This window comes from Nostoc sp. 'Peltigera membranacea cyanobiont' 213 (assembly GCF_002245975.1).
Lineage (GTDB): Bacteria > Cyanobacteriota > Cyanobacteriia > Cyanobacteriales > Nostocaceae > Nostoc.
In genome coordinates this window covers 1-23,441 of record NZ_NOLI01000125.1, presented here as the reverse complement: position 1 = coordinate 23,441, position 23,441 = coordinate 1, and the positions used below count along the sequence as shown (strand labels likewise).

The following is a 23,441-nucleotide window of genomic DNA, read 5'->3' as shown; positions in this document are numbered from 1 at the left end:
CTGTTCATACTCCAGACCAATTAAACGTTGTGTTTCTTTCTTGTTCTTTTCAATGTGGTTCAGCATGTCGCTCATATCAAGCCCTCATCCCCTAGCCCCTTCTCCCCAAGGGAGAAGGGGGACTGGAACTAGAATTTGGTAGGGTGGGTTATAAGTTTTCACCAATTAAATACCTTTTTTACAAACCGATTTTCCCAATCCTTTTCATGTTCATATTCATCTAACCAAACCTTTAAATCAATTGCATCATTAAATTCCATAAAAGCTATTGCAAATCCTTCTAACTGTTGAAGATTCAATCCGCGAATGCGTTCGGATATTCCAGGTATTTCTTCCTCAAGTTCACTAATATCACAAAAACGACTACGAACTAAACAATTAAACAAATGATATACACCTGGATATAAAATATCTTCATCATTGACTGACTGTTGCATAAAATCCTCACTCCATAATTGATCGGATATTAATATAGTACATTTTTACTATAAAATAAATAGCCGATTGTTGTAAAAGTATGAATTAAGTTAAATTTACTTTAATAATTATGAACAATCACTATATAAAAGACCGGAGTTTTTACCTCCGGCTTTATAGTTTATCAAAACCTAAAACTAATTACTTTCCTGCTGATCTAACCAAGTAATTAAATCAGATACTTCTGAAATGTTGAACAATGCAGCACCTAAAGCTTCGAGCTTCTCAACAGATAAAACTTGAACTCTCTCTATTGTGAATGAATTAAGCTCCCCAAAACGTTGATTGAGTAACCGCAAACAAAATGAAACCGCTTCTTGTTGTTTCCCCTTCTGCAAAATATCCTGATAAATTACAGATTCTTGCATAATTTCCTCTCCTAAAAATTGCTGAATTAAATCCTTCTCAAACTTCAAACCTGCTAATATTTCTGTGTAAGCTGCAATATTCTGCCGAGTTTCCCTATCTGAGATTCTAGCAAAACTCTGGGCAACCTGCGATAATAACCTTTGGGGTGAATCTGTCTGTGTTAAAGGTGCTAACGGTAATAATGCAGGATTATCTAGAAATAACGCCGAATCTTGTTCCCACATTCTCACAACACGATAGCGGTGATGTGTCATCTCATTTACATATTCTTCAGTAAAAGCGATTTCGTTACTTGTCTCTTGTAAAAAAATCACTACTTGCGTTATTGGAACATCATACTGTCGCACTAACCTGACAAAGTAATCCAACATTCGTAAGGGAATGGGAGTTTCAGATTTTGCTGTTGTTTGAAATTCTAGATGCAAAATCCTATTCTCTGTTTGTAAAAACGTAACAGAATCTGCTCGAATTGGTTCGATGCTTAATTCAGTTTTTAATACTTTTATTTTTTGTGGTTCATCAGGTAGCAGCCACCGGGCAAAATCCGTTGGATATTTTTCTGCTAATATTTTACAAACGTTGTCAAAAGACACTAATTACACCCAAATTTAATCCAATACAATTTTATAATTTTTGGGCTAATAAATAAAATTTTTATAATAATAAATTACTATAGTTCTCAACTAAATATTAAATTTTAAAAATGAGCAAAACTTTAACTTGCTGCCATTTAAATCATTTGCATAAAGCAGATAAAAGGGTTTTTTATCCCATTACCCATTACCAATTTCCCATTCCTCATTGAAGATTGAGTATAATTTTTAATAGTGTTTAAACACACTTATATTTTATACGTATAAATACTTATCCATAATGACCTTTGAGATCATCCATAAACCTACCTTCACTAACCAACTCTTGGCTATTCCTAAAGAGTACGTAGTGCAAATTTTAGAAAAAATCGAAGTATTGCGGGATGATCCCAAACCCCACGGTAATTTAAAGAAGAAATTACATGGCTATAAGGGTGATGTCTATCGCTTGCGTTCAGGCGACTATCGCATAATTTATACTTTTGGCGATCAATGGGTAATCTTACTGGGTGCAGATGCTCGTAAAGATGTATACAAAGGCGATAAGCTAGTTGCTGAAACAACCGATATTGATATCAGCACTCTGCCAGATGTAGAAGCATTACTGGCTGTAAAACCAACTTATACCCCAAGCTTGGTTTTGCCTGATACCTCCAACACAGAAAGCCCGCTACCCGTGGAAATTACCGAAGATTTGCTTCATAGGTTGCGACTACCGGAAGAATATTGGACAACATTAACCGCGTGTCGGACATTAGATGATTTAATGGCAGTCAATTTACCAGGGAAATGGTGCGATCGCATTTTTGATTGTATCGCTGAACCCAATTTTGACCAAGTTCTGAACCAACCCAGCTTTGTTACAGGTAGCACTGATGATTTATTGCGCTTCACTGAAGGTGAGTTGCTGGGATTTTTACTCAAACTCAATCCCGAACAAGAAAAATTCGTCAGTTGGGCAATCAACGCTTCTGGCCCTACACTGCTAAAAGGTGGCCCCGGTACGGGAAAAAGTACCGTTGCACTTTACCGTGTTCGTGCGTTGGTAGAAACACTCCACGCCAACGGAATCGAAAAACCTAAAATCCTATTTACAACCTATACAAATGCACTGGTTGCGTTTTCTCAACAACTTTTAGCAAGTCTGCTAGGCGAAGACATACAGTATGTTAATGTCAAAAGGGAGCAATGCGATTTTGTGAGGTACAAAAGATAGGTAACATAAATTACCTAAATTTTTAGCGATCGCTACTTAGAAAAGGCAAAAACAAGGAACTTGGACCTCGGTTTATTGGGAATAAGCCCTGGTAATTGAGATATAAAATCCGATCTCACATTTTCGCATTGCTCCCTGGAGGTTGTAACTTTCCATTATTGGCTTGGTATTCCAAATAAATCTGGTAATCGTGAATTTCTGATTCCTGTTGATAAACTTGCATTTGTACCGCATCACTTGGAATTAAACTATTTGCAGGACTCGTAATGGTAGCTATATTTATCCATCGTGCAATATGTTCTAAAGCATGAATTGCTTGTGATGCACTTTCTGGAGCAAACCCCGCAATTGGTGATCTTAATTGGCGCTGATCGCTAACGCGCATAATTAAATATTCATCATATAAAGCTTGTAAGCAAACATCTGCTTCGTTGAAATTATCTACTTCACAAATATAAAGTGAATGGCTTTCACCAAAACTAGCTTTTTGAATAGCTTGACGTGCAAAGCTAACCCCAGATTCTTCTCCTTTAAGATAAACTTTCAAAGAAGATGCAGGTAAACTGGTAATCACAGCTTTGTAAGTTAACTCTGGATCTAATTTTTCTCTTTCGCCAGAGATATTAATTCGGCTCAATTGTGGTAAAATTTCTGTAATTTCTGCTACAGCGATCGCATTTTGTAGCTGGCTAATATCCTCTACATTTATTGGAAAGATAGCTAACCTTGTTTTTTCATTTTTGTTACTACTATAAATAATACCATGAACTGCTCCTGCATCAATATTCCAACCATTGAAACTATCATAAATAACGGTAAAGTATATTTGTCGTTGACCAACTATACCCCCTAAAAAAGGCTGGTCTAAGTAATTGGGATTTGTTGCTTCAATTTGCGGCGATTGGTTGGGATAGAAACTGCGAACTAAGGCATTAGTTCGCTTAAATAAATCACGATAATTTAAACTTACATTTCGTTGTAAGCTGTCCAATAAAAAGTACGAAAATACTCCTCTTTCTTGAATATGATGTTCTTTTGCCTCTTCATTATCTCGGCAAGCGGCTAAAAGTATGTATTCCCCCTGTGGTAGAAAAAACTTATTTGATTGGTTGCCATTCAAATCAGATTTACAAAAGATACTATTGATTTCTTTATCTGACAATATAAAGCTAGAAAGTGGTCTTTCTCTCGATTCAGTATTGACTGAACGTATACCTGTATATTCTAGTTGTTGCAAATTAAATTCATCTGAAGACACATCATAATTTTCGCCTCGTGTTCCTCCACCAGAATGACAAAAATCCAAAATTATAACAATATGTGGGTGGTTTTGAGAAACCTCTGCAATTAATTTCGCAAGTTCTTTATCAGCTAAATCCCAAATATCATCTGTGCGACTATCCCAACAAACCAAAGTTTCATTCAAATGGTCTGGTTCTAAATGCCAAAATTCCTGTCCAGCGCGTTCTTGAGAACCATGACCTTTTTTGGGGTTCATCCTTATCTATTTTTTTTACATTAATCCTTTCCGGGTCAAATTTTTCTATATTTTTACAAACATACAACAAGGTATTTTGGAGCGTTTCTTCATAAAGATATGATAAATCGATGCTTTTTGGTTTGGGTAACTCAATTTTTATCTGCTCCATTAATACACTCATTAGTTCTGTGAGTAAAATCTGTTTTTCTAATAATGCTTGCTGTCTCACTTCACAACTGTGCGAGTCATCCTTAGCTCGTATTGCTGCTGTTTTAGCTCTCACAGCTAGTTCTTCTAAAGAAGGCTGTGGTCGATTTTGAACCATCGCAAGATACCCCTTATTTGTGCATTGGCTATTTATTTTTACTTATTCATTTAACTTTGATTGACAAAACTTTAACTATAAGTGTCTTCGAGACAGTGACTATCCAAGCTGATTACTCCTCGCTTTTTTAGATTCCTATATCAGTCTCCAAAGATAGAGTGTAGTTTTATGCATATTGGAAAAAAAATCTGAATATTTTTTCAGGTTGGAAAGACACTTACCTTCTCACACCGCATCCAAGCCACTTTGAATGAAAAAGTGGAAAGCTTAAGGAAGCAGTTGGCGAGGCTATTTGCTGATATCTAACTTTTCCCGTTACTTTTGAGAGGATGCGATCGCTCCTGGAAGCGCTATCTCAAAGTCCTATTCTCTCGTCGTTTATTGTCATTAGATCTCATGTATTGATAATACATGAGAGCTTAAAATCCTTACTATCTCAACCTTTTACGACTTAACGGAAAAAGTCAGTTACTGATATAGCGGTTTTCAATAGGCGCAATACACTTTTTTTACATCAGCCCCAGCCTTAGCAAGTAAGGTTACTGCTGGCGAATGGTAACTTTAACCCCTTATCCAAAAGATTTATACGCTTTTTGGCACAACGGCAAGGGTGAGTAGGCGTAGCCTGTTGTAGACATCGTGTCCTGGAATAGCCTTAAAAAAGTTAATTTATCTCAACGATGGGTATAACCCCTAAATCGCTAGCAGTATCCATAACAAGAAGAAGAGTACCCGATAGGGTAGGGTAGGGTAAGGTTTTGTAAGTCATGCAACTGAGAACTTATATATTTCTTACAGCAGTAGCTCTAATACCAGTTATCCTCCTTAATCCTCGGTTTATTTGAGAATATAATTTTTTTTAGGCTATTTTCCCGGTCTTTACAATATTTAACCTTATCTATCCTCCTAATGCCTCGGTAAAGTGAGTAAACTGGAGGATAAACAGCCAAATTATTTGTTGATGAATGTTGCCACATAGTTTTCTTACTCAAATGGCTTACGAGCATGAACTATCCCCAGAACAGCAGCAAGTTTTCTTGATGCGAATGGCGGATGGTCTAAGCTACGAACAAATAGCCACCCAATTGAGTACATCAGCAGATGCTTGTTTGAAACGTATGGGTCAGGTGTACAGGAAGTTCAATATTAGTGGCGTTAGTCGTGGTAAAGAAAATAAACTCAGATTTATCCTGGCTCACAAGTTGGAACAGTCGCAACGGTTAGAGTCAAATGCTGAGGAGCCTTCAGATCATACCCAACCTGCTCATGTACCCGATTTAGAAACTGAACCCAATCTGGTAAATATCAGCCAAAAATACCTTATTTATCAAAACTTGCCAGCAAGAGAACATACAGCCTTTATTGGTCGCGCCCAAGAAATCATGCGGCTAATGGAACTTTTGGATTTTCAGCACACCGCTCATTTAATCAGTGTGGATGGCATTGGTGGTGTAGGTAAAACTACTTTAGTCGTAGAAGTAGCTTATCGTTGCTTGGAAGTGAGCAATAACGAACATTTCGCTCCCAGCCTTCCCACCTTTGAAGCCATTATCTTTACTTCCGCCAAACAGAATCATCTGACCTCTATTGGTATCTTGCCTCGATTAACTAGAGAACGTACTCTGCGGGATATTTGCAGGGAAATTGCTCGTGTCCTAGACCTCAGTGAAATCATTCATTTACCTCTAGAAGAACAATTCCAGCCAATTCGAGAGAAGTTATCTCAAACAAAAACCTTATTAATTGTTGATAATTTAGAAACTATTGAAGACCAACAGGAAGTTCTGTCCTTTCTATACGATTTACCACCAACGGTGAAAGTCATTATCACTACTCGTGAACAAGCTTTGTTTGTACCCATTCGCCTGGGTTGTCTACCTAAAGAAGATGCTTTGCGCCTCATCCAACATGAAACCAAAGAAAAAAGTATAAATTTGACTACGAAAGAATCCCAGCAACTTTTTGAGGGAGTAAGCGGAATACCTGCTGCAATTATTTATGCCGTTGGTCAGATGGCGGCGGGTTATTTACTGGAGGATGTGTTGGCACAAATCAAAGAACCTAATGGTGATGTTGCCCGTTTTTGTTTTGCAGGCTCGGTAATTCCCCTAAGAGGCACGCCCCCTTATTATTTACTGATGGCAATTTCACTAGGAGTACAACCTATAACCAGAGAAACTGCTGCCAGTATTGCTTTTGAGCAAGCTGACCCAATTGTTACAGCCCAAGGATTGGCGAAATTGCAGCAACTTTCCTTGGTTTATCAGCAGCAAGGGCGCTACAACCTGCTTGAATTGACCCGCGAGTATTCTGCTGCTGAGTTAGCTGCGAATAGTGAATTGGCTCAAAAGTTGCAACAAAGATGGGTCAATTGGTATATCAAATTTTCGGAGGCTTACGGAGGTACGAATTGGAAGGAATGGCATCTCGGCTATGGTTATTTAGAAGCTGAATGGGAAAATCTCAGAGCCGTACTCGAATGGTGTATTAGTCAAGTAATGTACTGTGATGCGCGAACAATTTGGCAACATATTAAAGGCTATATTCATGTGCGTGGATACTGGGATGAACGTTTAGACTGGACAGCTTGGTTGATTGAAACTGCCAAACAAGCTGGAGATTGGACTTTTGCAGTTGAGGTAATGAGCGATCGCGCTGGCACTTTGATTAGGATGCGCCAAGAGAGCCAGCTAAAAGAAGCAGAGATTTTGTTACAGGAAGCTTGGGATTTGCGCCACCATCAAACTATAATCTTGCAGTTAGAGATAGCTACAAACATGGCTATTTTATATATTAATCAACAACAGTTTAAGCAAGCTCAGGAGTGGCTAACAGAAGAGGAAAAACTGTTAAAACAAGCATCGCTACCAGAGTTGAAAATAAAGGAACAACAAGTTCATATTATTTATTATCAAGGACAGATACATTTTCAAGCTGGAGATTATCAGCAGGCTGAAAACATTTTCCAGCAAGCATTAACTGAAGCTCAACAAGCTGGATGGCAAAGAGCAGTCGTTGCTATTCAAAATTGGTTAGCAGACGTGGCTCTAAAATTAGGAAATTTAGAAGAAGCACGACGATTATTAGAATTAAGCTTTCCAATCGCAGAGAGACATAAAGATAAACGCTCTATTGCTTACCATAAGGCATCATTTGCCAAGCTGGAAAAACTATCAGGGAATTTACCCCAAGCTAAACGCTTGGCAGAAGAAGCATCGGATGGTTTTGAAAGTCTGAAGATGCTAACAGAAGCCAAAGAAATGCGTACTTTATTCTCCAGTTAATACAAAATTGCATTTTATGATTGAATCATTGGAAGAGTTAAACAGGCACTTATTTGTAATGAATGATTATCCAGAGGTACTATCAGAGAGGCTGTCCGCTGATATTGACTATCTTCTATCAAGCTGACACCAAACAATTTTTCAAACAGGTATTTAGTTATTACTATAGCCTTTTTATAGTGTTGGTCTTGAAATTCTAAAGTTTCATCAACAGGAGAATAATGATGAAAAATATATCCATATAACTCCTGACAATCTTGAATGTATTTATAAGTATTTAACAGAATATGGCTGTGCCATACTTCATCAATCTCTTTGGTCGGAACTAATTCTATATCTGGGAATAGAAAATGGAGGCACAAAAACATCTTATAAAGACTGATTGCAGATTCAGTTTGTTGTAGTGTCCGTCCAGTTCCGTTATCAGAACATATAAGTTTTTTAGCAACTGGCTGCCAATCCAATTTGTTTAACTTATTGAAAAAGCTATAAATTTTTTCAGATAAACCTTGCTTAAGAACTTGCGAACTAGAAAGTGAATGTACATTTAGTGTTTCTTGATCCAAGCTTATATTCAAGCGACTACCTCCTTTGATAGGCTTTAGACTTTGTTAGTTACAGGGGAAACAACCTATTTTTGTCTGAGTTCCCTTAATTACCCTCATAAGTCAGGAGGCAGTTTTATGCTTTTTGGCTAAAAATCTCAAGTTTTTTCAAAGAAATATTGAGAAACTGATTTTGGTAGGTAAAAATCGCTGAACTACTGGATAATATGCTAGTCTATGGCTTCAATTTCTGATTTTAAGAAAATTTATAAACTCAGTCAGTAAAGTTTTGTAAAATTAGCATCTTATAGGATAAAAATTACTCTTCTTGTGGGAGGTATTTATATAAAGCATGAAAATACCATTCCTTCTGCTTTCTACCTTATTTCGTAGTCAATTATAGTTCTCACTATAATTTCTAACAACCATATTTCATCCGTAAAACAAGATTTAGTTTTGTATTCACATAAAGAAAATAATTGGCAACTAAAATGTTTATGCAAGAAGAAATTATCTCGATTGTTACTGATAATGTTCAATTTCCACCAGAAACAAGGACTTGGGAAGCTCCATCTGAAGGTGCTACTAAGTACAAAGTAGAGATTAGCGCCGACAAGTTAGAGCAAGAAATGGGTCGGTTTTTACAAATAGTAAGTCGTTTATTCAAACGTGCAGAGATAGAAACTGAAAAAAAACCTGGAATGCACCTTGATGAAATTGAGCTATCAGTAGAAATTAATGGCGAAGGTAAAGTTAGCTTAATTGGAAGTGGTGCAAAAGCTGGTGGTAAAGGAGCAATAACGCTAAAGTTTAAACGAACCGAATTAGAGTGAATAGCAAATTTAAAACTAGTACCGTAAGGCGGAAGTCAAAAGTCAAAATGACTATAACATAAGCCTGTTGGTGATTTGTAATTTTTTTTTATTTCCGCCACGCTGTACTAGTTGGTGTAATAGTAGGGATATTTTGTATGTCACTGAGGTTTTTTTTAGTATGGTTTTTGTCCGCTACAGTTAACCTAAAAAATATTCAGAAGCTTTTAAATTTTTTAGGAGGTCGCGTAGGCAGTAAAGCAATTGAGGTAGAAGTAGAAGTAAATGGCAAAAAGCTGAAAATACAATCTAGAAATCAGCAAGAGTTACTAGCAGCGATAGAAGCAACTAAAAAATTTGTCTGTAAAGAAACAGCTTTGCCAGCAATACACCAGTTTCCAGAAGAAATATTCTTAAAGGTCACTACTAAATTAGAGACCGTACAAGAGTTAGAAACAGCAAAAATTTTTATTGAAGAAAATCGTAATAGTGGGTTATTCTTATCCGCAGATTTTTACGATATAGAACAACCATTACTACCAGCAGAAACATCACCACAGTCATCAACAAATTTATTACAACAAACAGGGCGTGGATTGAGACCGAAGCTGCCTAAATCAGAAAAAACCGAGCTAGACGCAACCAATTTATATCACGAACCTCCACAGAATAGACCCCAAACTTCTTCGAGAAATATTCCTCCTGTTAATCAACCCCACACTCAACCAATAGATAATCATCAAGCTTTTCTGGAAGCTTCTTCACTGCTATTGCGCTATCCTAATTTAGAATGTCCAAATCAAATTATCCTTAACGAAAAGTTCAGCCTATTCGTCCAACTTTTGATCGAACAACCAAAGCCTAGTACTCAGGCTATCTATGTTGAGAATAGTTGTACTCCCGCACAATTGCCTGAGATAGAAGTAGTATTGCGTACTCCTCGCGGTTTTGATATTGAAGGCAACGATTATCAATTAATGCAAGTGAAACTTGACAGCGACTCTAGTGTAGAGTTTAACCTTACTGCTTGCAAACTTGGTGAGCAAGAAATACGAGTAGATTTTTACCAATGCGATCGCCGTATTGGTACAGAAAGGTGCAGCGTACTAGTTGTGAAAGAGCCTTTAGATTACGATGTATCAAAACCAAAAGAAGTGACAAGCCTAGAGTTAAAAATAGCACCTATTGTCCCACCACCCGATTTGGAATTATGCATTGAATTGCGCGATGACCGTACTCTCTACTTCACGTTGCATTCAAAAGTCGCAGGGTATCACCATGTCAAAGTTGGTGAATTAACCTTGAAAGGCTCACCATTAGAGAAAATGCAGGCAGTATACAAAGAACTGGGAAGCTTAGCTGGCCCAATCAAGTCAACAGAACAAGCTGCTGCCGAGCGACGGTTGGCAACTTTAGGGCGTGAACTATGGGATGAACTAATTCCTGATAAATTGCAGCAGGAGTATTGGCGCTTTAAATCCCTAATTTCATCTATTCTCATTACTTCTGATGAGCCTTGGGTACCGTGGGAAGTAATTAAGCCCTATCGTTATAACGAAGATGGAGAACGAGAAGACGAACAATTTTGGTGTCAGCAGTTTGCTTTATCCCGTTGGTTATCAGGGCAAGGAGGCACAGTTGAAGAGTTACAGGTGGGTACGGCACGGCCAATAGCGCCTACTCAAGTCAACCTGTCCGCAGTACAGGAAGAGGTAACTTTCATCAAACAGTTACATAATTTGCGTTCAGATATCACTGTACTTGAGCCTTTTAGCACTTACCAAGAAGTATTGGATTGGTTAGAGACCGGAAAATTCTTTATGTTACACTTTGCCTGCCACGGTATGTTTGACGCTACCTTACCTGGTAACTCTGCGATCAAGTTATCAGATGGTATTCTACGTCCTTCTGACATTCGAGTCAGATTTGGTGGACGCAGACCACGCCCACTGCTTTTTATTAATGCTTGTCATGGAGGACGGTCAGAGTTCAGTTTTACTGGTTTAGGTGGTTGGGCTGAACGGTTAGTAACAGAGGCGCGTGTGGCTGTATTCGTCGGAGCTATGTGGGAAGTAAATGATGGACTAGCGTTAAGGTTTGCCCAACGCTTCTACACAGGATTGTTAAAAGATAACGAGACTATTGCTGAGGCATTTCGCTATGCTAGAGAAGAAATCCGCCAGCTTGCGCCCTACAACTCTACTTGGCTTGCATACTCGCTCTATGGCGACCCTCAAGGACGTGTAAATTTAAAGTAGTGTAATGAACACGTTTATCTAACTCTGTTTGGGGAGCAATGCGAAAATGTGAGATCGGATTTTATATCTCAATTACCAGGGCTTATTCCCAATAAACCGAGGTCCAAGTTCCTTGTTTTTGCCTTTTCTAAGTAGCGATCGCTAGTGTCAATGTTGACAGCTGACACTGTGCGGTCTACCAGAGTTGCTAATTTATTTCTCCCACCGATACGGATAAGCATTTCGTGGTCAGTAAGCCAAGCTGTAACTGTGAGTAAATCAGTGGGTTTACCAGAGCAATGAAGGCGCTGCACGGCTTGATAGATATCTTTATGGGCGCTAATGTAAAAGGCTTCGGGAATTAAGCGATCGCTCACCCTACCGATTGCTTCTGGGTCAAGCATGATACCGCCTAAAATCGCCTCTTCCGCTTCGATGTTTTGGGGTGGCAATTTATCAATCATGTCTCACCGTCAGTATCAAGAGCGAGATTTTGGTTTTGCGACTCTTCCCAAGCTCTTTGAGCTTGTCGTTGCCGTTCCTCGATTTCTCGGCGGAATTCGTCTTGAGCATTTTTTGTTTCAGTTTTTTTGGCTTGTACCTGTTTTGAAGCCAGATATTTTTCGTAATAAACCTCCCAGCGATTTCTTCCANCTTTGTTCTTGTGAGCTAACCAAGCCTCAATGTCATTCACTGGCTGGCTAAGATTTTTGGTTTTTTCCTCACAAAATTTCCAAAAATTCGCTCGCTCGTCTTCTGAGAGAGTCTTAATAAAGTCTGAATAAGTCTTATAAGTCTTAGGACTTGAAGATTGGCGCTGGGTAGGGCTTTCGGAACTCGGTTGTTGCGTAGCGATCGCGCTTGTTGCGTCATGATCACGCTTGTTGCGTAGCGATCGCGCTTGTTGCGGTGAGGCAACACTGTTGTCTGTAGGCAACACTGTTGTCTCATCGCAACAATGAAGCCCACCAGCTAAAATTTTGACTTGGACTTTCAGTAGTTCAAGGTCAATAAATCCCTTGTCATCTAAGGCTTTGAGAGCGCGGCTAACTGTAGAGCGATGTACTTCTTTATTCTCTGTTGACAGTTGCCTAGCTATCCCGGAAACAGACAACTCAACCCCATCGCCATAAGGGTCGAGAGTGCGAATGTAGTACAGCACATCTTTCTGTGCTGGCGTTAATTCTCGGCAGGCTTTCAGCCATTCGTCGTGCTGGAGTGGGTAAAACTTACCTTGAATTTTTGAACTGTTCTGTGTCATAATCACCTTAATAAGCAAGAAAAATTTCCAGCCCCTGTCCCCCCAGACAAGGGCTAACTTTTTAAACACCAGCCATTTGACACACAACAATAGAGAGCAAAGCGATTAGCAACTTCAGGCTTTACTTGATGTATGCCTAAATTCTCTTAACTTGCGCCCTCAAAAGTGTCGCCAAAGCAAGTATTAACAGAAGTTCTGCTCTACTGAAGAAAAGCTGATCTTATGTTTTCAGTCAGAACTACTGTTGGCTTAATTTGAAAAGAGTAAGTCCCTTGTTATCATTGAATTATCCATATCTTCAAAAATCCTAATAGAGTTCTCTCTAAATATCGCATACTATAACAACTAACTAATCCTATAATTAGCTAGAAATGCAAAATTTTGTAACAGAGGAAACTTCTCTTTACCAGCAACTATTTGACGAGATGTTCGATAGATTCAACCTTTCGGCAAAGGTTGTAGCCAAGCAAGCTGGAGTTTCAGAGGTGCTAATTTCCAGATTTCGTAAGGGAAAGGCTGACTTGGGAACTAGAAAGTTTCTAGCATTGTTAGGGGCTGTTCCCATAGAAGCACGGGAGTGGTATTTGTCTCAGCTGCTTGGGGCAAAGCCAGGTGTAAGCCTGCAAAAGCTTGTATCTGCGGCCTCTGCTGTAGAAAGAGTTGAAATCATCAATTTAATTGCCCATTCTTTTCTAGAAGATCGAAAAACTACTGGGACAAGTGAATTGATATCATCAGCAGTATGATCCATAGTAATCCTATGATATTAATGAACATAAGGGTATTATGTGGACTTGTTGCTTGCCCATATCCAATTTTAAAGTGATGTAATTGGATAATCTCGATGTTGGTCAGTCCAAAATACTTGCGTCGTAAGGGTTTTGTGTGGAGATAGTCAAGTGCTTTGAGGTATAAACTCATGATTAACCAATCAACACTATTAACTTTATTTAGTTGAGTAATTGGTGTATCCCTAATAACTTTGTAAGAATTTTAGAGACACCCAATTTAAAGTGCGATTTTGATAAGATATGGGGTTTGGCAAACCTCGTATAACCTAATCTACTTTACCTTCTAGTAAGCCGTCCTCTGGGTATCTACGGGTACGCTACATGAACGCCAACGCCTTTTAGTTTGTAAAAATACTCACCCGTAGTTGCTTAGGGGTAAGTAAACTGTGGCCTAAGCGATCGCTCTTTTTGCCCCAAAAACTTATTCAATTAACTTACCAATTTCGTTTAATTTCTGCTCCAAGATTTCTTGTAAAGATTGAAGTTGTTCACGACTAGCATTAGCTAAAGTTATCTCAGATAATCCACTACTGATTTTTTGAATAATTACTTTTACTTCTTTTGATTCTGATTGTTCTGATGTTAAATACTGAGCTTTAATACCCTTAATTAAATCACGTGTCTCAGGTACAGTTAAACTTTCTTTTAATACCTGTTCTGTTGCTTTTATTCGTTCTATAGCTGCTTCTTGTTCGGAAATTTTCAATATTCTTGATGACAATGTTGCTAATGCCAATGCGTGAGCGCCTTTCAGTTCTTGATAACGAATTGCTTTTTTTAAATCTTCTGGCAAAGATAACATTGGTAAAAGATTGGACTTAACAGAAGCAGGATTCAACCCAAATTCTAAGAACACTAAAAATAAAGCTTGCTCCTCGTTATTAATATCCAGTACTTCTAAACCTTGTTGTTGCTCTTCACTACTAGAAATTAATAATTTTGTTAATTCCTTAACTTGATTATTACGTTCAAGCCGCTTAAGTACAGCACCAAGAGTTGTAGCAACCTCATCAATTTCTAAACCAGTTGATTTGGTGATCTCTTTAAATATTGCTTCTGCCTTATCCAGTGGATTTAAATCTTCAAAACCTAAAAAAGTCAATAACGAAGATTGGTCTAAATCCTGTGGCTGAGGTACGATTAATGCCCGAATAGTCTCCCATCCTAATAGCTTCGCTCCTGACCAACGTAACTGTCCGTCCAAGAGCATATAACGACCGTTATCTTGAGGAACTAAAATTACTGGTGTAATCTGGCCATGTTTTTTTAGTAATCTCGCTTTTGCCTGAATAGACTCTTGTGTAATTGTTTGTCTTGGCTGGTTAGGGTTAGGGTCAATTAGACCCGTATCTATGGCAATCTCACCTGTTTGCGTTTGCAATTGTTCGCGTAGTTTGGCGATTTCTGTCTCTAATTCTGGTGATTGCGATGCACGTAACCTTTCTACTTCAGCTTGTAAATCCGTAATTCTTTGTTCTTGATCGGTTTTCTGTACTGCCCCTTTAAATTTATCGCCTATCTGCGGTAATCCTTTTGCCATTATTTTTCCTTAATTAATGCAATTACATCATCAACAATTAACTTGAAATCTTTGCAAGCAGGATGCTTGGGACGATACTTGTGCAATGGTAATCCATAGGCACTAGCATTTTTAAACTCGTTAGAACTACGAATTTTGGGATATAACTTTATCCCTAATCTCTCAGCAATTGCAGGTAACTGTGCCAGGTATTGCCTGTGCATAGCTACAACTGTGTTATACATACTGGGAACAAACCCTAAAATTGGTGGACGTGGTTCAAGTTGTAACTCGTCACTTGTGGAAATACACCATTCAACTAACTCTGCCGAACCAGAAATAGCTTTCATCTCTAACTGTACTGGAACTAAAACATGAGTAGCAGCAGCTAAAGCATTGACGTTTAGCATACCCAAAGTTGCAGGACAGTCCAAGATAATTAAGTTATGAGGTAATGAATATTTATTTAGTTTGTCAGCTAGACTATATTCTCCACGCTTTCTGATCACCAATTCATTAGCTATTTCAGCTAACAAGGGATGTCCTTGACACACCTCAACCTTGGAATCCCAAACTGGTACTAATGACCAATCACCTTTAAAATCCTTTGAAAGTAACTCTACTGTAGTTAAATTTGCTTCGGCTGGTGACAAACCACAAAACACATCCAATGAACGTTGGGGGTCTAAATCTAACATAGCTACTGTATAACCCCGCTTACTTACTTCATAGGCAATATGTGTGCTAATGGTAGACTTACCTACTCCACCAGCATTAGCCAGGAGCGCGAGAACTATCTGTTTCATAAAAATTGCTCAAACTTAGTCGCAGTATATCAATTGTTTGTCGGATTTTAAAATCCGATAAACATAAGTTTGAGAATTTTAATAAATGTCGGATTTCAAAATCCGACACAAGCTAAATTTCAAAAATTACATTTGGCTAACTGAGGCTAGGCTTTTTGGCGAGTCGAGGAGCCTCATAATTTATTTGTGGTGGACGAGCCTCTCCCCGAGGCAAGGCTTGAAAAAAGCAGATAGCGTAGCGGTGAGGCAGTCGCAGTCCTGGCGGTTTCCGTCGGTTGCGTTAGCGAAGCGGTAGCGAGTCTTCGAGCGTCACTGCCGAACCCGAAGGGTAGCGAGTCCGCAAGCGTCGGATTTTTTTAAATATTCGTGTAGTGTCTTGATTGAGCTGTGGGGCAGGAACCGTCCCCTTTTTCTTTCGCCAAATTGAATACCATTTTTTTATCGCTAAATTGATCACCCAAATAACTCGCGGTGCTGATAAGCAAATCGTGAAACATCCTGACTAGCTACAGGTTTAGCATAAATAGCCTGATTACGAATTGCCTGTATCTGTTCTGACTCTCGCTCCATAGCTGGTGTAAATTCTTGTCGCTGTTTCAACAAATCCTCAAACTCAATTTGCTCTGGTCTACCTTGATAAAAAGCCGACTCAGCACAACGACGGACTGCATTACCAATTTCTGCTGGGCTGCAAATACGATATTCAGCCAACAACCTACGCCATTGGTCATCGCTCCAAGGAGAGTTATTGTCTCGAAAAGCTGGAAAATACTTGGCTAGATGTAGATTGAAAACTTCATATCTTGCCCCTTCGTAGGGTAAGTCCACAAAAAAGATATCATCAAAACGGCGCACTAATTCCGCAGGTAGCATTTCTAAGCGGTTGACAGTAGCAATGGTATAAACTGGCTCTTGATGCTCTTGCATCCAAGTTAGTAAAGCAGCAGAGAGCCGCCGTGCTACACCTCCATCTGCATTGGAGTCCCAACCAGCAAAGCCTTTATCAAAGTCATCCCAATAAAGTACACAGGGAGCAAGGGAAGTCACCAAAGCAATAAACTCCTTTAATGCTCTGTCGGGATGAGAATCACCCAGTAGTACACCCCAATTAGCTGCTAACAATGGTAATCCCATTTTCTTAGCTGCTAGCTTGGCAGAAAGACTTTTACCCGTACCCGGTGGCCCCCATAAGAGCATCCCAGTGGGAAACTTCAATCCATATTGCTGTGCTTGAGGTTGAAGTAAACAGGTAATAGTTTCTAACCTTTTCTCTAGTAAATCTAATCCTCCGGCTGAAGGTACATCCGGTTGGGCAATGTACTCTAAACCCCGTCCCCGCAGTTTGCTAACTTTATGCTCTAGTACTAATTGGGCGATTTCCTCAAACTGCTCTGCAAAACCTAGACATTGCTGTAGTAGCATATTTATCTCGCCTATGGGTAAACCCTCACAGGCACGGAAGAGCAATTGCAGCGCTGATGTTTTTTCTGTTGTCTTTAACCAAGAATGGCGATGGGGTACGGTGGGGTGTAGGCGATCGCACTCTGCACAGTTCTGAAGGTGATAATGGCTATGCTCAACCCAGGTATCACAAAACTGCTGCACAACCACCTGCACCTGCTGTTTGTCTGGAAGTGGATGTGACAGTACAGGAATAAAAGGCTGTAATTCTAGAGGTAGTTGAACGTAAGTTTCCAATAACACCCAGTAATGATGTTGCTGACTCCAGAGAGCTTGATGACAGCCATTGAGTAATTGATAGCTACGTTTTTGACTTATTTTGCTACCATCATCCTCATTTAGCACTCCCTCCAGTAAATAAATGCCTGGTTGATAGTCTTGCAGAAGATACTGAATAGTATCCGTGTCTTTACCTCTGTCAGTTGACTGTAAGATGTACTGACCTTGATGCTGAATTAATTGCTGTAGTCCACAGTAACCAGGATTCCAGACAAAGACTGACAAAGACCGCTCCTCACCCCAATGGTAAAACTGCTGTAGTATCTGCATTCTGTCAGGCGTATGATACTCCACAGCCACAATTGGAGTATTTTGGTCAGCCAGAGCAGGCCAGTCTGTTATCAATTTCATAAACTTGACTTCAACAACTTACTTTCCCCTTTTAGAGCAAATTTATTACTGATGCTTTAGCCACACGGATAATTATTACTAACGGGTTGGCTATATTTATTACGTCAGAAACCCCACGGCTTACACGGCGCGAGGACTTTGATGAAAAAGAGCGATGGCTACGCCCGCCGCAGGCATCGCCTCCAGCACAGCGTTAATTTCAGAAACTACTCCGCCAAAATTCCGGTTCATCTAAAAAAATAGGTTTGAAATTGGAGGAGAATGGATGTGAAAGCCGCGATTGCGGCAAGGAGGTGAAAAATTCACTTCATTAAAGGAAGCTGTAAAATGGCTATCGCTAAAGCTAGAACCAATAACAACAATCGCAACGGAGCTAATACTAAAACATCTGCCAAAACCAATGGCACATCCGCTACAACTAGATCAAAGGTAGCGAATGCTTCACCGCAAGAAGAGGCATTAGCATTGTTGAAGGAATTGCGGAACCTAATCTTCAAAGAATATGGTGTTAAGTTGCAGCTACGGGATTCGCGTGTTTCCACTAAAATCGGTCATGCAGCGCGTGAAAAACTCGGACTTGACATTGCAGCCCAAGTCAAAAAGAAAGGTGGTAACAAAAAGTTTGATTGGCAGAAATGGAACACCAAATTATTTACTAAATTGTTTGGACAACCAGATGCACTCAAATATGCACCAGAAGTAGTGGCAATTTTCATGGGTATGCTGTATGACACTATCAGCACTGACCCAGAGCAAGCAATAGCAGATTTAGTTGAATTCAACCGGGCATCTCTGGAACGTCGTAATTCTTTCCAAGAACAAGAAGAGGAAGAACTTGACGATTTAGATGACGAACTAGACGAAGACCTGGATGAAGATGAGGAGGATATTGAAGATGAACTCGACGAAGATTTAGATGAAGATGACGAATTAGATGAAGAAGATGAAGACGAGTAAATAATTCTGACTTCTTCTCAGTAATTGACAGAATAATAACCCAAAATAACCATGTATTGTTTGAGGCAATACATGGTTGTTTTTTTTGCCGAATAAAGAATTGAAACTGGAGTGAATTGCATCTTTCGATGCTGTTTCTATGAGAAAAATACTAAATATAAAGGAGTAATTCTCATGGTTAACGCTAACGTCCGCAAAACTGCTAAAGCATCACGTAAAATTGAAAGGCATATTCCTGCTTTAGAACGAGTAATGACTTATCAGGAAAAAGTACACCTGATGGTAATTGAAGTATTGCGGGAAGAATCAGGAAGAGAATTAGCAGCAGCAGCCAGATTTAACGGACAAGAGTTTGATTGGGACAAACACAATTCCCAATTCCGTAAGGACTATGTAAATACACCATTAAAAGAACTGGTGAATTATGCCCGCAAACTTTACGGCTTGAATAATCTTGATGAAATACGAGATAGACGTGCTTCTCATAAAGCTGCTCGGTCTAAACGTATGGACGGACTCAATGGTTTAAGTAGCAACTCTGATGACTTGATAAATGACGATTTTGAACAAGATGAAGATGACGAAGATATAGAAATTGACGATTAATTACAATGCCCTGAATTAGATAATTCAGGGCATTTTATTTCCCGCCCACCCGCATCCAACAGAATTCAATGCAGCGATTGCTGCTGAATTCAAGAGACTCAAAAGTGAACTCTAACTCAGAAGGCATCTGTCGATGCTATCTATGTGAGATGTAGTAATTCGTAAATCAAAGGATAATCAAATGACTCAAATGACTCGTAATCAGCAACAAACAAAAGCGTTGGATCAAGTAATAGGTTATCAGGATAAAGTGCGATTAATGGTACTGGAAGTTTTACGTGAGGAATCAGGTAGAGAACTTGCTGCTCAAGCACGTTTTAATCAGCAAGAATTTGATTGGAACGAACATAACATTCAGTTTCGCCAGGACTATAGCGAAACTCCCATCAATGAACTACTAGCATACGCCAAACGTCTGTATGGACTGAAAGATTTGGATGCAGTACGGGAGCGGCGCAAAGCTCATAAACAACAACGTACAGCTAGATGGGCTGAAGCTTCATAATTATCTGCTGGCTCTGACAGTAGCCCCACTAAAATGTGGGGTAACTTTTTTGCCCGCCCACCCTCAACCGTAAAAGCTTTATTTTACCGAAGATGCAGGTTCGCATCCCACCCCACCAAATGTTGTAATTGTCCGACTGGAAAGTTTACTAGTCATTAACTCATTAATCTGCTGGTTTGAAAGTTGAGTTGGCTTGACTTCGACTGTGGGTGCAGTTCCTCCCCTGTTGACTTGAATAATGGAATTAGCCCAATAAAACTGCTGCTGGTCAGGTTGGGAATAAACAGGATAACAGCCTTTCGAGGCGATCGCTAGTTTATGCTCTACGCTAGAAACTGATGGTAGAGAAATACCAGCACGAACTAATTTTGCCTCTCCTACTGGGCCCCACAAACGTAATTGTTGATTGACACAACGTTTTCTATCCTTGAGAGGGGCAATGATGTTGCCACAAACTTTAACATCCACGTCATACATCGACGGATAATCAGGCACAGTTTGAGCTTGAGCTTGAGTCGTATTCTTCTCATCCTTGCCACTGACATTTACAGTAGCAGGGGTACAAGCTGTAACTATACCTCCTATTACTAGCAGCCAAAGCCAGTTAACTTTGCAGGTAAACATCTGCTAAATCCTTTTCTACGATTGAGAAATTGACAACTAATTTTTTAACTTAAACCGTCCATTTTGAAACCTAGAGTTTTTAAGGAGAGTATATTAGGTAGAGTCGATGCCCGGTATTATCCGGGGCACCTCTCTGTTAATTAGAGTCGATGCTCCTGTTACCAGGAGACACCTCTCCTTCAGAACGCGGACGTGCAGCTTTGACTGCATCCGGCTCCTAGTCTGACACCTAATAAGTCGGGTCTATCCCACTGTTCGGACTCTCACCCGACCATGAATGGTCTGATGCTGGTGACATTCTCGGTGCAGGACTTCCAAATTTAACGGTTTCCAGTTATCACGGTTGCCGTCAATGTGGTGTAATTCGGCAATATCACCTGAAATGAACGATAGATTACAGTCTGTACATTTGTGATTCTGTTTCTTGAGAAGTCGTGCCGTTATACCATCATAGTTAGCATTCTCGCGTTTAGACCAATAAACAAAGTCGCCATCATAGGGTGATTTATCTCCTTTGACAATGACAAACTTGCAAGCTGACCAACTGACCGAAGGAATTGCTCTTTTTATAACCTTATTGGTTTCATAACGGTTGTATCTTCCTTGTTTCCGAATAAATTTCCATAACCAGTAGCGCAGTGCCCATAGGTCATGTTGACTCATATCGCAGAATCTGTGATAATTTCTCCACCCTCTTATCATCGAACCACATTTGTTGATGCGATGCTCTAGAGTGAAACGACTATCTTTCATCACTTCTTTAACTTTTGTCTTAATGCTATCTGTAGCTTTTTGACTTGGTGTTGAAATGAATTTACCATTGGGTTTAACTGCGAAGTTCCACCCAAGGAAGTCGAAACCATCTGTACTATGTGCAACTTTAGTTTTGGCTTCTTTGACTTTTAAGCCTCTTGTTTCCAAGAAGTTATCAATGTATTCTCGGAGGAGTTTGGAGTCATCTCCTGGTTTCAGAATAAACACAACGTCATCCGCATAACGAAATCCATTAATAGTGTCTATATATCTTCCGCCATTTCTGATTTTTAATCTGACCTCATGACCTACATTTTCTAATCCGTGAAGGACTAGATTTGCTAGTAATGGGCTAATAACTCCCCCTTGGGGCGTACCAGATTTTGACGAGGGGAATTCTCCCCTAACTCCGGCTTTTATTGCCCGAAAGACTCCTTGTTTTGCTGCCTTTGGTAGTTGGACAGATTGCATCAAAAATTTGTGGTCAATCTTGTCGAAACATTTTTCAATATCCAATTCCAAAATTCTCTTTTCTATTCCATTACTGCTAGAGTTTAGATTATTGAATAATTGTCTTTGAATATCATGACAGCTTCTACTAGGTCTGAACCCGTATGAGTGGGCATTGAACGTAGCTTCTGCTGTTGGTTCCAAGGCATATTTGATAAGACATTGATATGCTCTGTCGCTAATGGTTGGAATACCTAATCCTCTTTTAGTTCCATCGGCTTTAGGGATGAACACTCGCTTTAATGGCTGATGTTTCCATTGCCTCCAGTTCTTAACTAACACTTCAAGTAGTGCCAATCTTTGAGAGGGTTCGAGGGCTTTCTTTCCGTCCACCCCTGCGGTCTTCCGCCCAGTATTCAGTTGCGTTACTTGTCGGATGGCAAGCAATTTTGCTGCTTTAGAGCTTAATAAGAGCTTTTGAAGTTTACGCACCAGAGGCACATTACCGTTCTTTTGAGCCTTAAATATTCTTACTTGTAGGCGAAACACGATTTTCCGCAGCTTGCGCCAAGGAATCGATTTCCATTTATCAACTGGATTTAACTCCGTTGTCATAACATTCTCTACGCATTTGAACATCTTCTATGTAAACCGTACCCAGTTGTCTAACAGTCCTTACTTGTTAAATTTTCGAGTACATCTTATCAACTCTACCCGCTAACTCTTATTTAAGGAGTCCACAGTTTCGGAGATTAAATCTCTCTAACTGGAGGTTGAAAGAGCAGTTTTATTCGTTCCAAAATTTAGTTGTTTTGTAGTTTTAGGTTCTCTCATTTCGCCTACGATTTCCCAGAATTGCATTTATCCAGATCAAAATAATGCGGGTATTTTCACACTTTTACGTGTTATCTTGTGTCGTTGTCCGACCTTGAATTCGGTCGTTCACGCTCAGACGCTTTTTCCGAGAGTTTAACTAGTGTTTAACCATGACTACTTACCTATACGAGTTGCCCCCATCTCAGGTTTGTTATTCTCGTTCTGTCCCCAGCTTCATTTTTAGAGTTTATTCTCCATCCGTGTGGGCAGTTTTGGCATCACGCCATTCCTAGCGGGTGAGACTTGTCAAATTTGGGTTTGGCGCACTCACACTAAACTAAAGTTATCTCTACTATATTTCTGAGTTTGCACTCAAGGCGGTGTAGAGACGATTTTCCTCCAAAGTCCTAAAGGGCTTCGGTTTCAATCAACGAACCGCACAATCTGGGCGTGCGACTTTCATCGCACCCAGCTTCCGATGTTCTTAGCTTTCGCTTTTGCTCATGTGTTTGTAATCGTGGCAGCTTTCGTGAATAGCTAGAAGGTTCTTGAATTTCCAGTTGTTATGGTTTCCATCGACGTGATGTAAATGTACCTTCTCGTCACTGAGCATTTTTAATCCGCAATGTCCACATTTATGGTTTTGCTGCTTGAGGGCTTTAGAGGTATTATCGTCGTATAGCTTACTGTTACGTTCGCTCCAGTAACTTAAATCTCCGTCATAAGGTGATTTTTCCCCTTTGACATTGATGTGTTTATTTTCGGAGTAAGGAACTTCTGGGAATGCCTTGTTTAGTAATTGTTTACAGGTATGGCGATTCTGTTTGGTTTCCTTATTGAATACCGTGTAAGGGACTTCCAAAGAATAAATTAATCAACAAAAACCAAGAATCCAATTTTAAACAATAATGATAATCATTTTAA

Annotated in this window: 18 protein-coding genes and 2 pseudogenes; 8 read left to right on the top strand and 12 right to left on the bottom strand. The window is 39.5% G+C overall.

Annotation, left to right across the window (positions count from 1 at the left end; all coding sequences use genetic code 11):
* Window positions 1-158 precede the first annotated feature (158 nt).
* On the bottom strand, window positions 159-437 hold the full coding sequence (locus tag CDG77_RS25980) for a DUF4351 domain-containing protein (protein WP_094332212.1): 279 nt from the start codon (window positions 435-437) through the stop codon (window positions 159-161).
* A 177-nt stretch (window positions 438-614) separates the two neighbouring features.
* On the bottom strand, window positions 615-1,439 hold the full coding sequence (locus CDG77_RS25975; protein WP_094332211.1) for a DUF4351 domain-containing protein: 825 nt from the start codon (window positions 1,437-1,439) through the stop codon (window positions 615-617).
* 280 nt (window positions 1,440-1,719) lie between these two features.
* Between CDG77_RS25975 and CDG77_RS25970 the strand changes: the two genes are divergently transcribed.
* The gene (locus CDG77_RS25970; protein WP_223269984.1) at window positions 1,720-2,655 is read left to right on the top strand and encodes a type II toxin-antitoxin system RelE family toxin; all 936 of its coding nucleotides are present in this window, start codon (window positions 1,720-1,722) and stop codon (window positions 2,653-2,655) included.
* Between the two features lie 115 nt (window positions 2,656-2,770).
* Here the strand turns inward: CDG77_RS25970 and CDG77_RS25965 are convergent, their stop codons facing one another.
* Together CDG77_RS25965 and CDG77_RS25960 are read right to left on the bottom strand one after the other, a co-directional pair.
* The gene (locus tag CDG77_RS25965; RefSeq protein WP_223269983.1) at window positions 2,771-4,153 is read right to left on the bottom strand and encodes a caspase family protein; all 1,383 of its coding nucleotides are present in this window, start codon (window positions 4,151-4,153) and stop codon (window positions 2,771-2,773) included.
* On the bottom strand, window positions 4,074-4,460 hold the full coding sequence (locus tag CDG77_RS25960; RefSeq protein ID WP_190234067.1) for a hypothetical protein: 387 nt from the start codon (window positions 4,458-4,460) through the stop codon (window positions 4,074-4,076). Before CDG77_RS25960 ends, CDG77_RS25965 begins: the two co-directional genes overlap by 80 nt.
* Window positions 4,461-5,452: 992 nt before the next feature.
* On the opposite strand from CDG77_RS25960, the gene CDG77_RS25955 reads away from it, so the two are divergent.
* Window positions 5,453-7,744: an NB-ARC domain-containing protein gene (locus tag CDG77_RS25955; protein ID WP_223269982.1), complete on the top strand. Its 2,292-nt coding sequence runs from the start codon at window positions 5,453-5,455 to the stop codon at window positions 7,742-7,744.
* A gap of 14 nt (window positions 7,745-7,758) precedes the next feature.
* Here CDG77_RS25955 and CDG77_RS25950 read toward each other — a convergent pair whose 3' ends face one another.
* Entirely contained in the window at window positions 7,759-8,322 is a 564-nt protein-coding gene (locus CDG77_RS25950) for a glycine-rich domain-containing protein (RefSeq protein WP_094332209.1), read from the bottom strand.
* 458 nt (window positions 8,323-8,780) lie between these two features.
* Between CDG77_RS25950 and CDG77_RS25945 the strand changes: the two genes are divergently transcribed.
* Window positions 8,781-9,122, top strand: coding sequence for a Pepco domain-containing protein (locus CDG77_RS25945; RefSeq protein ID WP_094332208.1), 342 nt, complete (start codon window positions 8,781-8,783; stop codon window positions 9,120-9,122).
* 137 nt (window positions 9,123-9,259) lie between these two features.
* Entirely contained in the window at window positions 9,260-11,359 is a 2,100-nt protein-coding gene (locus CDG77_RS25940) for a CHAT domain-containing protein (RefSeq protein ID WP_094332207.1), read from the top strand.
* 104 nt (window positions 11,360-11,463) lie between these two features.
* Here CDG77_RS25940 and CDG77_RS25935 read toward each other — a convergent pair.
* Window positions 11,464-11,802 (bottom strand): annotated as a pseudogene (locus tag CDG77_RS25935) (DnaB-like helicase N-terminal domain-containing protein); the annotation flags it as partial.
* Between the two features lie 1,168 nt (window positions 11,803-12,970).
* On the opposite strand from CDG77_RS25935, the gene CDG77_RS25925 reads away from it, so the two are divergent.
* Entirely contained in the window at window positions 12,971-13,345 is a 375-nt protein-coding gene (locus tag CDG77_RS25925; RefSeq protein WP_094332205.1) for a transcriptional regulator, read from the top strand.
* 466 nt (window positions 13,346-13,811) lie between these two features.
* Here CDG77_RS25925 and CDG77_RS25920 read toward each other — a convergent pair whose 3' ends face one another.
* The 3 genes from CDG77_RS25920 to CDG77_RS25910 form a co-directional block, all read right to left on the bottom strand.
* Window positions 13,812-14,930: a ParB/RepB/Spo0J family partition protein gene (locus tag CDG77_RS25920; RefSeq protein ID WP_094332204.1), complete on the bottom strand. Its 1,119-nt coding sequence runs from the start codon at window positions 14,928-14,930 to the stop codon at window positions 13,812-13,814.
* On the bottom strand, window positions 14,930-15,715 hold the full coding sequence (locus CDG77_RS25915; RefSeq protein WP_073645407.1) for a ParA family protein: 786 nt from the start codon (window positions 15,713-15,715) through the stop codon (window positions 14,930-14,932). The genes CDG77_RS25920 and CDG77_RS25915 overlap by 1 nt, the downstream gene beginning before the upstream one ends.
* Window positions 15,716-16,168: 453 nt before the next feature.
* Window positions 16,169-17,806: an ATP-binding protein gene (locus tag CDG77_RS25910; RefSeq protein ID WP_094332203.1), complete on the bottom strand. Its 1,638-nt coding sequence runs from the start codon at window positions 17,804-17,806 to the stop codon at window positions 16,169-16,171.
* Window positions 17,807-18,133: 327 nt separating this feature from the next.
* Between CDG77_RS25910 and CDG77_RS25905 the strand changes: the two genes are divergently transcribed.
* From CDG77_RS25905 to CDG77_RS25895, 3 genes are all read left to right on the top strand, one after another.
* On the top strand, window positions 18,134-18,763 hold the full coding sequence (locus tag CDG77_RS25905; protein WP_094332202.1) for a primosomal protein: 630 nt from the start codon (window positions 18,134-18,136) through the stop codon (window positions 18,761-18,763).
* Window positions 18,764-18,937: 174 nt separating this feature from the next.
* On the top strand, window positions 18,938-19,369 hold the full coding sequence (locus CDG77_RS25900) for a hypothetical protein (protein WP_069069520.1): 432 nt from the start codon (window positions 18,938-18,940) through the stop codon (window positions 19,367-19,369).
* A 181-nt stretch (window positions 19,370-19,550) separates the two neighbouring features.
* A complete protein-coding gene (locus CDG77_RS25895) occupies window positions 19,551-19,874 on the top strand; it encodes a hypothetical protein (RefSeq protein ID WP_094332201.1) in 324 nt (107 codons plus the stop codon).
* A 78-nt stretch (window positions 19,875-19,952) separates the two neighbouring features.
* Here CDG77_RS25895 and CDG77_RS25890 read toward each other — a convergent pair whose 3' ends face one another.
* The 3 genes and pseudogenes from CDG77_RS25890 to CDG77_RS25880 form a co-directional block, all read right to left on the bottom strand.
* A complete protein-coding gene (locus CDG77_RS25890; RefSeq protein WP_094332200.1) occupies window positions 19,953-20,498 on the bottom strand; it encodes a hypothetical protein in 546 nt (181 codons plus the stop codon).
* A 243-nt stretch (window positions 20,499-20,741) separates the two neighbouring features.
* On the bottom strand, window positions 20,742-22,316 hold the full coding sequence (gene ltrA, locus CDG77_RS25885; RefSeq protein ID WP_190234066.1) for a group II intron reverse transcriptase/maturase: 1,575 nt from the start codon (window positions 22,314-22,316) through the stop codon (window positions 20,742-20,744).
* Window positions 22,317-23,001: 685 nt separating this feature from the next.
* Window positions 23,002-23,367, bottom strand: a pseudogene (locus CDG77_RS25880) (HNH endonuclease); the annotation flags it as partial.
* Window positions 23,368-23,441: the final 74 nt, after the last annotated feature.